The organism is Dyella marensis, from assembly GCF_900112865.1.
GTDB classification, from domain to species: domain Bacteria; phylum Pseudomonadota; class Gammaproteobacteria; order Xanthomonadales; family Rhodanobacteraceae; genus Dyella_D; species Dyella_D marensis_A.
Genome location: NZ_FONH01000004.1, coordinates 268,079 through 277,071, shown reverse-complemented (window position 1 = coordinate 277,071; position 8,993 = coordinate 268,079). Strand labels below are relative to the sequence as shown.

The following is an 8,993-nucleotide window of genomic DNA, read 5'->3' as shown; positions in this document are numbered from 1 at the left end:
CGCGTGCCGCTTCTGCAGGCACACGGGTGGATGGGTCGTTCCAAGGAGAAAAGCCGGCTCCCCTGCACAGCCAGGCGCCGACGGCCGAGCGTCATCCAGACGTCGGGTGGCGACTACAAGCAGATAGGAGGAAATCCGAAAACGCCGTACCCCACGGCGAGTCGTCCACGGCCCCTGTATCCGTGATCGAGCTCACGAAAGGATCGTGCAAGGCTGCGATTTGCGTCAATCGGGCTTGAAAGAAATTTCGATTTGTGAAGGACCGACACGGCGGGAATCACGCATAGTGGCGAGCGGAGGTAAGTGCTTGACTCTGCGCGATTAGCCTGGATCGCGAGCATGGCGCGAAGCGCGACTTCATCGCTCATGCAGGACGCAAAGTCTCATCCGGGTACACCTTGAAGGATCACGCTCCTGGCCCAGCGGCCCGCGTCGCCGCTTGCCCGCGCCGCTCTGCCCCTTCAACGATGCGACGAACGCGGCGAACGCATCGTGGGTCATCGCCGTGTTTTTTCCACAGCCGCTGTGGATGTCCCGCAGGCCAGCCTGTGGAAAAGTATCGCAACCGACTGATGGCGTTGCGTTGCGCACGCGCTGCGAACTTTTTGGCCAGTCGGCGCGACGCGGTGCGGGCGAGAAAAGCGTTGCGTCGACACTGCAAGTATGCATCGCCATCCGTCATGGCGACGCGGCAAAGGCGCGTACGTGCAAAGTCGTCGCCGACCTCGAGATGCGAGCAAAACTTTCGCAGCGTGTGCATGCTTCAACGCGGTCAGACACTTGAGTGTCTTTTCCACAGGCTCACCCGCGGAACATCCACAGCGCCTGTGGAAAACATCACGCGTGCGCAGCGTCATCGCGATGGCAGATGCATGATTCCAAGCATTGCGCAACGGTTTTTTCGCCGAATGCGGCTTCGTGTGCATGGCGAAAATTTTCGCAGCGCGTGCGCAACGCAATGCCATCAGTCGGTTGCGGTACTTTTCCACAGGCTTGCACGCAAGCCATCCACACGGGTTGTGGAAAACGCTTCGTGGCGCGCAAAAAAAATGCCGCCCTGCGGCGGCATTCTTCGCAAACTCCAACAGCAGGCGATCAAGCCGCGCGCGGCGCCCTGGTCAGAATGCCCAGCACGTCGGCCAGCTTGTCGCGCATCTCGCGGCGGTCGACGATCATGTCGATCGCACCATGCTCCAGCAGGAACTCCGAGCGCTGGAAGCCTTCCGGCAGCGTCTCGCGCACGGTCTGCTCGATCACGCGCGGGCCGGCGAAACCGATCAGCGCCTTCGGCTCGGCCACGTTGACGTCGCCGAGCATGCCGAGGCTGGCGGACACGCCGCCGGTGGTCGGATGGGTGAGCACGCTGATGTACGGCACGCCGGCGTCGCGCAGGCGCGCCAGCGCGGCCGAGGTCTTGGCCATCTGCATCAGCGAGAACAGCGATTCCTGCATGCGCGCGCCGCCGGTGGCGGAGAAGCACACCAGGGCGCTGCGCTCGGCCAGCGCGCGCTCGGCGGCGCGGGCGAACTTCTCGCCGACCACCGAACCCATCGAGCCGCCCATGTAGCTGAACTCGAACGCCACCGCCATCAGCGGGCGGCCCTTGAGCTTGCCGCTCACGGCCAGCAGCGCGTCTTTTTCGCCGGTGGATTTCTGCGCGGCCACGATGCGGTCGCGGTACTTCTTGGAATCGCGGAATTTCAGTGGATCGGTGGGTTCAAGGTTCGACCACAGCTCCTGCGTGGAGCCTTCGTCCAGGAACGCCTGCAGGCGCGCGCGCGCCTCGATGGCGTGGTGATGGCCGCACTTGGGGCAGACCATCAGGTTGCGCTCCAGCTCCGGCCGGTACAGCACCGTGCCGCAGCCGCCGCACTTCTCCCACACGCCCTCCGGGACCTTGCCCTTGCCGGCGTTGGAGCTCTGCGTGCGCACACGCGGGGTCATGATTTTCTGCAGCCAGTTCATCGCCACACCTCAAACGTTCCTGGCCGAAGCGACCAGGAGGTCGCCTCAGCGTGCGTCCAGCGCCGTCCGGATCGGTTGCAGGAAAGCCTTGGCGCGGTCGGCGATCTCGTCCGCCCGCTCAGCCCCCGCCAGCCGTTCCACCAGCGCGCTGCCGATGACCACTGCATCGGCAAACCCGGCGATGTCCCTGGCGCTCTGCGCATCGCGCACGCCGAAACCCACCGCCACCGGCGCCTTGGCGCGGGATCGGATCCCGGCCACACGGGCCGCGATATCCGAGGTGCTCAAACGCCCCGCGCCGGTGATGCCGGCAAACGACACATAATACAGGAAACCCTCCGCCGCCCCGCACAGCTGCGCCATACGCGCGGGTGCGGTGGTCGGGGCCGCCAGCAGGATCTGGCGCAGGCCGGCGGCTTTCAGCGGCGCCAGCACGGCCGATTCCTCCAGCGGGCAATCGACCAGCAGCACGCCGTCCACGCCCGCCTCGACGGCTTCCGCGGCGAAGCGTTCGTAGCCGCGGATTTCCACCGGGTTGAGATAACCCATCAACACCACCGGCGTATCCGCGTCGCGCTGGCGGAAGGTGCTCACCCAGCCGAGCACGTCGGCCAGGCCCACGCCCTTGGCGATGGCTCGCTCGCTGGCGTGCTGGATCACCGGGCCGTCGGCCATCGGGTCGGAGAACGGCACGCCCAGCTCGATCACATCGGCGCCGGCGTCAACCAAAGCGTGCATCAGCGCCACGGTGTGCTCCGGCGCGGGATCGCCGGCGGTGACGAAGGGGATCAGGCCGGTGCGGCGGTTGGACTTGAGCGTGTCGAAGCGGCGGTCGATGCGGTTCATACCTGCACTCCTTCGCGGGCGGCGATGGTGTGTACGTCCTTGTCGCCGCGGCCGGACAGGTTGCACAGCACGAGCTGGTCTTTCGGCATCTCGCGGGCGAGCTTGATCGCCTGCGCCACCGCGTGGCTGGATTCGAGCGCGGCGAGGATGCCCTCGGTGCGCGCCAGCAGATGGAACGCTTCGAGCGCTTCGTCGTCGGTGATGCCGACATATTCGGCGCGGCCGGCATCCTTGAGGAAGGCGTGCTCGGGGCCGACGCCCGGATAGTCGAGACCGGCGGAGACCGAATGCGTCTCGGTGATCTGCCCGTTGTCATCGCACAACACATAGGTGCGGTTGCCATGCAGCACCCCCGGACGGCCTGCCGCCAGCGACGCCGCGTGATGACCCGTCGCGATGCCCTCGCCTGCCGCCTCGGCGCCGACGATGCGCACGTTCGCGTCATTGAGGAACGCATGGAACAGACCGATGGCATTGGAACCGCCGCCGACGCAGGCGGTGATCGCGTCCGGCAGGCGCCCGTATTGCTCAAGCATCTGCTCGCGCGCCTCGCGCCCGACGATGGCGTTGAAGTCGCGCACCATCATCGGATACGGATGCGGACCGGCCACGGTACCGATGATGTAGAAGGTGTCGGCCACGTTGGTGACCCAGTCGCGCATCGCTTCGTTGAGCGCGTCCTTGAGCGTCTTCGAGCCGGAGGTCACCGGCACCACTTCGGCGCCGAGCAGCTTCATGCGGTAGACGTTGATCTTCTGCCGCTCGATATCCACCGCGCCCATGTACACCACGCACTTCAGGCCGAAGCGCGCCGCCACCGTGGCGCTGGCCACGCCGTGCTGGCCGGCGCCGGTCTCGGCAATCACGCGCGGCTTGCCCATGCGCTTGGCGACCAGGGCCTGGCCGATGGTGTTGTTGATCTTGTGCGCGCCGGTGTGATTCAGGTCCTCGCGCTTGAGCAGGATCTGCGCGCCGCCGACGTGCCGGGACAGGCCTTCGGCGTGATAGATCGGGCTGGGGCGGCCGACGTAGTACTTCAGGTCGCGATCGAGTTCGGCGAGGAATTCTGGATCTTCGCGCAGGCGCAGGTAGGCCTCGGTCAGCTCGGCGATCGGCGCCATCAGGGTTTCGGCGACGTACTGCCCGCCGAAGTCGCCGAAGCGGCCGTGCGCGTCGGGCCAGCGGTGGAAGTCCTGGGACATGTGCGATTTCCTCTAGCCGGGGAGGCGTCGCGGGGATCCGGTCCGCGGCCGCCAGAACGACAAATTAACGCACATCCGCGCCGCGCGAAAAGCGATAAGATCGCCATAACCTGTCAGTAAAAATCACATGTCGACCGTCCGCGACCTGCCTCCGCTCAATGCCCTGCGCGCCTTCGAAGCCACGGCGCGCCTGGGCAGCGCCAGCCGCGCCGCGGAGGAACTGCACGTCACCCACGGCGCGGTGAGCCGCCACCTGCGCACGCTGGAAGAGGCCCTGGGCCAGCCGCTGTTCGCCCGCCAGGGCCGCGGACTGGCGCTGACTCCAGCCGGCGAGCAACTGCGCGACGGCGCGCGCGATGCGTTCGAGCAGCTGCGCGACGCCTGGGCGCGCGTGGCGCGCGGCCAGGCGGATGCGCCCTTCGTGCTGGGCTGCCCCGGCAGCCTGCTGGCGCGCTGGATGATTCCGCGGCTGGAGCGGTTGAAGCAGGATCTGCCCACGTTGAAGTTGCATCTCTCCGCACAGGAGGCGCCGTTCGATCCGGCGCTGACCGGTGTCGATGCGGCGCTGCTGCTGTCCGAGCCGCCCTGGCCGGGCGACTGGCGCGTGCATGAGCTGGCGCCGGAGTGCATCGGGCCAGTGCTCAGTCCGCGCTATCCCGGCGCGGCGCAGTTGCAGCAGCCCGAGCAGCTGCTGGGCGAAGCGCTGCTGCACACCGCCTCGCGCCCGCAGGCGTGGCCGCAGTGGGCTGCGCTCGCCGGCCTCGAACCCGGGCAGCTGCGCTACGGCCAGGGCTTCGATCATCTGTATTACCTGCTGGAAGCCGCCGTCGCCGGCCTGGGCGTGGCGATCGCGCCGGCGCAACTGGTCGCCGACGATCTGGCCAGCGGGAGACTGCTGGCGCCGTGGGGTTTTCGCGTGACGTCGGCACAGTGGATTCTGGCGATGCCGCGGCGTGCATCGAGCGCACAGGCGGAGGCGCTCGCGGATTGGTTGCGCACCGCACTGGCGTAGGTTGGGGTGAGCCGCAGGCGAACCCCAACGCTGCGACGCGTATGAAGTGACGTTGGGGTTCGCCTGCGGCTCACCCCAACCTACGCCTGGCGCACCGCCTCGATGAAGGCATGCATCTTCGCCGCATCCTTGATTCCCGGTGCGGACTCGATCCCACTGGACACATCCACCGCCCACGGCCGCGCCACGCGCACGGCGTGCGCGACGTTGTCGGCCGTCAATCCGCCGGCGAGGATCAGCGGCTGCGCGAGGTCCGCCGGCATCAGCGACCAGTCGAAGGCCTTGCCGCTGCCGCCGGCTTCGCCCAGGCCGTGGCCGTCGAGCAGCAGGCCCGCGGCGCGCGGATAGGCGCGCAGGCGCGGCAAGGCCGCCGCGCCCTCGCCCATCGCGATCGCCTTCAGATAGCGGTGGCCGAACTGCGCGCACCACTCGTCGCTTTCGTCGCCATGGAACTGCAGCAGGTCGGGCTGCACTTCGCGCAGCACCTCGCGCACATAGGCGGGCTCGTCGTCCATGAACAACGCCACCGTGCTGACAAAGGGCGGCAGCTCGGCGCAGATCGCCCGCGCGTCGGCGATGTCCACGCGGCGCCTGCTGCGTGCGGTGAAGATCACGCCGATCGCGTCGGCGCCGTACTGCGCGGCGAGCAGCGCGTCTTCCATGCGGGTCATGCCGCAGCACTTGATGCGGGTCATTGGCTCACCTCCGCCGGCAGGCCCCAGTGCGCTTCGTAGCGCGGACCGAGGAAGGTCAGGCCGGAAGCCGGCGCGGTCGGGCCGGCGACTTCGCGATCGCGCCCGGCCAGCAGTTCGCCGACCCAGGCCACGGGCTGTTCGCCGCGCCCCACCGGCAGCAGCGAGCCGACGATGTTGCGCACCATGTGATGCAGGAAGGCGTTCGCCTCGATTTCCACGATCACCTGTTCGTCCTCGCGCCGCACGCTCACCGCCAGCACGGCGCGGCGCGCGTGCGCGGCCTGGCAGGACACCGCGCGGAAGGCGCTGAAGTCATGCTCGCCGACCAGCGCCTGCGCCGCCGCGTGCATGCGCGCGGCGTCGAGCGGCTGCCGCTCCCAGGTCACGTAGCGTCCATCCAGCGCCGCGCGCACGGGGCGGTTGAGGATGCGATAGCGATAGCGCCGGCTGCGCGCGGAGAAGCGCGCATGGAAATCCTCCGGCACCGCCTGCGCCCACAGCACCGCCACGCTGCGCGGCAGGTTGGCGCAGCCGCCCAGCACCCAGCCGCGCGGATCGCGCTGCACCTGCGTATCGAAATGCACCACCTGGCAGCGCCCATGCACGCCGGCGTCGGTGCGGCCGGCGCAGGTGACTTCGACCGGATGCGCGGCGACGAAGGACAAGGCTTTCTCCAGCGCGCCCTGCACGGTGGCGCCGTGGGTCAGCCGCTGCCAGCCGAGGAAGTCGGTGCCGTCGTATTCGATGCCCAGGGCGATGCGCATGTCGGAGAGAAAAGCGGTAAGGCCGGCGAGGTTAGCATCCCGCGCCCGCGGCCAGCCCGAAACGCATCGGGCCGGCATGAGCCGGCCCGATGGAAACAGCTTGCGGCGAGAACTCAGCGGATGCCGTCGAGCAGCTTCTGCGCCACGTCCTTCTGCATCTGGGTGCCTTCGTGCAGCACCTCTTCCAGCATCGCGCGGGCACCGTCGGGGTCGCCCATGTCGAGATAGGCGCGGGCCAGGTCCAGCTTGGTGTCGACCGGATCGTCGCTGAAGCCGCCCTCGTGCGCGTCGCCGGCGTGGCCGAAGTCGTCCGCGGCCGGGCTGTGCGCCGGCGCGGCGGGAATCTCGTCTTCCAGGTCGGCGAACTGCCAGGTCGAGGTCGGCTCGTGCCCGCCCGTGGCGGCCGGTTCCGGCTCGGCGGAGGCGGCCGGCGCGGCATTGGCCAGCGGACGCGGGGTCAGGTCGAAGTCGAAGTGGTACTCGCTGACCTTGGGGTTCTTCGCCGGCAGCGGCGCGGCGGGGATCGGCGGAATGCCATCGTCGTGCGGGGCATCGGCGTAGCGATCCAGGTCGAACTGGTGCAGCGCCTCGTGCTCGTCCTCGTTCTGCGGCGGCAGCGGCGGCGGGTTGCCGCCCTTGGCGAACAGCGGATGGCCGGGGACCAGGTCCTCGCCCATCGACACCACGTCCAGCCATTCCGGCTGGTCGTCGCTGGCGATATGCGCGTGCATGGCCTCGGCGGCAGCCTCGAAGTGATCCACGTCGCGGCGGCTGTAGTACAGGCTGACCAGCTCCAGGTGCAGGCCGACGTCGTCCGGATGCTCGGCGAGCTGGTCGAGCAGCTCGTCCTGGTCGGGATCGGAGCTGCCGATCGAGGGCTCGGCGCCGAAGCGGTCGGCCAGCGAGGAACCGCCCTTGGACGCGGCGGCGGCCGGCGGCGACTTCTTGCGGCGGCCGAGCAGCGCGCCCAGGAGCAGCAGCACCACGGCGCCGGCGGCAGCGACGAGCGCCCAGGTCTGCAGGTACCAGGGTTCTTCTTCGGCCGGCGCGGCCGGCGGCGGCACCGGCGCGGGCTTGGGCGCCGGCTTGTTCTCGGGCTGGGCCGGCGTGCTGGCGACCGGCGTGCTGGCCGCTGCCGTGCCTGCCGTGGCGGGGGCGGAGCTGGCGCCGGCCGGGGTCACGGCAAGCGTCGGGCTGGCCGGTTCGGCGGCCGGCTTGGCGGCGCTGGCGGCGGGCGCGGGCTTGGGCGCCTCGGCCAGCGGCCTGGTCTCGGCCGGGGCCGGGGCGCCCGGCTTCGCGGCGGCGGCCGGCATGCCGGCGGCCTTGCGCGCGTCGCTCAGCTGGCGCTGCAGATCGGCGATCTCGTTGTCCTTCAGCGCCAGCAGCTTGGTGTTCTTCTGGTTGATGTCTTCCAGGTCTTTCAGGCGCGACTTCAGCTCGCTGCCCTGCTGTTCCAGCGAAGCGAGCGCCTCCTTGCTGCGCAGGAGGTCCTCGCGCAGGCCGGCCGCCGCCTTGGCGTCCTTGTCGCCCTTGGCGCTGCCGCCGGCGGCGCCCTGCGCGCCGTCCTTCGCCGGCACCAGCGAGAGCCGGTCGGACGGCTCGCCCTTGCCCGCGGTCGGCGCGGTGGACGCGGCCGGACGGGTGCCGGCGTCGGCCACGCTGGTCGGCGTGCGCGCGGCGCCCGAGCTCCAGTCGCCGTTCTGGCGGCGCACTTCGGCGGCGGCCGCGGCGACCGCCATGGCCTGCGCGTCCTGCGCCGAAGGCACGCGCAGCACGGCGCCGGTCTTCAGGGCATTGATGTTGTCGCGGTAGAACGCGTCCGGATTGGCCTGCTTGAGGGCCAGCAGCATCTGGTTGATGTCCACGCCCTGCGGCGCGGTGTCCTTGGCGATCGAGGACAGCGTCTGGCCGCGCTCGACCGGGCCGTACTCGCCGTTCTTCGCCACTGGCGCGGCGGCCGGCGCGGGCCTGGCCGGCCTGGACACCGGCTTGGCAGCCTGCTGCTCGTCGGCGGCGGGAGCCGGCGCGGCATGGCGCGACGGCTTGGCGGACGACGACGCCACCGCGGGTGCGCGGGTGGCGGGCGCGGCGCCCGGACTGCTCGGCGGGTCGAGCAGGATGGCGAACTCGCGCACGCTCTTGCCCGAGGCGCTACTCACCTCGACCAGCAGGTCGAGGTAGGGATCGTTGACCGGCGTGGCGCTGGTGATGCGGATGACCTTGCGGCCGTTGCCGCCGTCGATCACCGCGAACTGCAGCGGCATGTTCGGCGCGCCGGTGATGCCGGCCTTGGCGAATTCCTCGCCCGAGGCGAGCCGCGCGGACAGGTTCTGCAACTCGGAGGGATGTTCCGGGTTCAGCGGAATCTCGGCCAGCAGGGGCTGCCCCAGCGCCGACTTGACCTGGATCTGGCCCAGTTCGAGCGCAGCAGCCTGGGTGCTGCCTAAGGCCAGCGCCAGCAGCACCGACATTCTCAACGAACGATTCATCGCGTGTTCCCCCGAACTGC

Annotated in this window: 7 protein-coding genes; 1 reads left to right on the top strand and 6 read right to left on the bottom strand. The window is 69.5% G+C overall.

Annotated features, from left to right (window positions below):
* Window positions 1-1,095: 1,095 nt before the first annotated feature.
* The 3 genes from accD to trpB are packed head-to-tail and all read right to left on the bottom strand — an operon-like array spanning window position 1,096 to window position 4,013.
* Window positions 1,096-1,965: an acetyl-CoA carboxylase, carboxyltransferase subunit beta gene (accD, locus tag BM172_RS09175; protein ID WP_026633151.1), complete on the bottom strand. Its 870-nt coding sequence runs from the start codon at window positions 1,963-1,965 to the stop codon at window positions 1,096-1,098.
* A 45-nt stretch (window positions 1,966-2,010) separates the two neighbouring features.
* Window positions 2,011-2,811, bottom strand: a complete 801-nt coding sequence (gene trpA, locus BM172_RS09170; protein WP_026633150.1) for a tryptophan synthase subunit alpha — start codon at window positions 2,809-2,811, stop codon at window positions 2,011-2,013.
* A complete protein-coding gene (gene trpB, locus BM172_RS09165; protein WP_026633149.1) occupies window positions 2,808-4,013 on the bottom strand; it encodes a tryptophan synthase subunit beta in 1,206 nt (401 codons plus the stop codon). Before trpB ends, trpA begins: the two co-directional genes overlap by 4 nt.
* 127 nt (window positions 4,014-4,140) lie before the next feature.
* Between trpB and BM172_RS09160 the strand changes: the two genes are divergently transcribed.
* On the top strand, window positions 4,141-5,025 hold the full coding sequence (locus BM172_RS09160; protein ID WP_026633148.1) for a LysR family transcriptional regulator: 885 nt from the start codon (window positions 4,141-4,143) through the stop codon (window positions 5,023-5,025).
* Between the two features lie 80 nt (window positions 5,026-5,105).
* On the opposite strand, the gene BM172_RS09155 is transcribed toward BM172_RS09160, so the two are convergent.
* The 3 genes from BM172_RS09155 to BM172_RS09145 form a co-directional block, all read right to left on the bottom strand.
* A complete protein-coding gene (locus BM172_RS09155; protein ID WP_026633147.1) occupies window positions 5,106-5,720 on the bottom strand; it encodes a phosphoribosylanthranilate isomerase in 615 nt (204 codons plus the stop codon).
* Window positions 5,717-6,484 carry a tRNA pseudouridine(38-40) synthase TruA gene (gene truA, locus BM172_RS09150; RefSeq protein ID WP_026633146.1) on the bottom strand — a complete coding sequence of 256 codons (768 nt, stop codon included), beginning with the start codon at window positions 6,482-6,484 and terminating at the stop codon, window positions 5,717-5,719. The genes BM172_RS09155 and truA overlap by 4 nt, the downstream gene beginning before the upstream one ends.
* 113 nt (window positions 6,485-6,597) lie before the next feature.
* Window positions 6,598-8,973, bottom strand: a complete 2,376-nt coding sequence (locus BM172_RS09145) for a motility hub landmark protein FimV (protein WP_026633145.1) — start codon at window positions 8,971-8,973, stop codon at window positions 6,598-6,600.
* Window positions 8,974-8,993: the final 20 nt, after the last annotated feature.

Excerpts from the sequence above, each read along its gene's own strand:
- accD (WP_026633151.1), bottom strand. The coding sequence starts at position 1,965 with ATGAACTGGCTGCAGAAAATCATGACCCCGCGTGTGCGCACGCAGAGC.
- trpA (WP_026633150.1), bottom strand. The coding sequence starts at position 2,811 with ATGAACCGCATCGACCGCCGCTTCGACACGCTCAAGTCCAACCGCCGC.
- trpB (WP_026633149.1), bottom strand. The coding sequence starts at position 4,013 with ATGTCCCAGGACTTCCACCGCTGGCCCGACGCGCACGGCCGCTTCGGC.
- BM172_RS09160 (WP_026633148.1), top strand. The coding sequence starts at position 4,141 with ATGTCGACCGTCCGCGACCTGCCTCCGCTCAATGCCCTGCGCGCCTTC.
- BM172_RS09155 (WP_026633147.1), bottom strand. The coding sequence starts at position 5,720 with ATGACCCGCATCAAGTGCTGCGGCATGACCCGCATGGAAGACGCGCTG.
- truA (WP_026633146.1), bottom strand. The coding sequence starts at position 6,484 with ATGCGCATCGCCCTGGGCATCGAATACGACGGCACCGACTTCCTCGGC.
- BM172_RS09145 (WP_026633145.1), bottom strand. The coding sequence starts at position 8,973 with ATGAATCGTTCGTTGAGAATGTCGGTGCTGCTGGCGCTGGCCTTAGGC.